Annotated in this window: 1 protein-coding gene; it reads right to left on the reverse strand. The window is 43.6% G+C overall.

The features are described 5' to 3' along the window. On the reverse strand, window positions 1–557 hold a 557-nt coding region (locus ACTIEI_RS14800; RefSeq protein WP_439507052.1), incomplete at both ends, for an MBG domain-containing protein.

Below are 557 nucleotides of genomic sequence, written 5' to 3' on the forward strand. Positions count from 1 at the left end.
AAAGTTCCGCCTGTTGCAGCACTTGGGGTTACACTACCTGTGTATGTTCCAATAGCAGCAGTAGGTGCAGCACCTGTGCCGTATGCGATTGTTACACTTCCAATAGTTTCACCAGTGGCAAGACCTGTTGTTGTAAACGCTGTTGAACCCGCAGCACCAGTTAAAGTTGAACCGTAAGCCTTGTTTACATTCGTTGCTGTTATCGTAAGATTTGCTTTGCCTACTATTATATTACCTGCAGTATAAGTAATCGTATAATTATTCGCATCAAAAGTTCCACCCGTTGCAGCACTTGGGGTTACACTACCTGTGTATGTTCCAATAGCGGCAGTAGCAGAAGCACCTGTGCCGTATGCAATAGTAACTGTTCCGATAGTTTCTCCTGTGGCAAGACCTGTACTCGTAAACGCTGTAGAACCCGCAGCACCTGTTAAAGTTGAACCATACGCCTTGTTTACATTCGTTGCAGTAATCGTAAGATTTGCTTTGCCTACTATAATATTACCAGCAGTATAAGTGATGGTATAATTATTCGCATCAAAAGTTCCGCCTGTTGC

It is taken from the genome of Sediminibacterium sp. (assembly GCF_051860225.1).
In the GTDB taxonomy this organism is placed as follows: Bacteria; Bacteroidota; Bacteroidia; order Chitinophagales; family Chitinophagaceae; genus Sediminibacterium.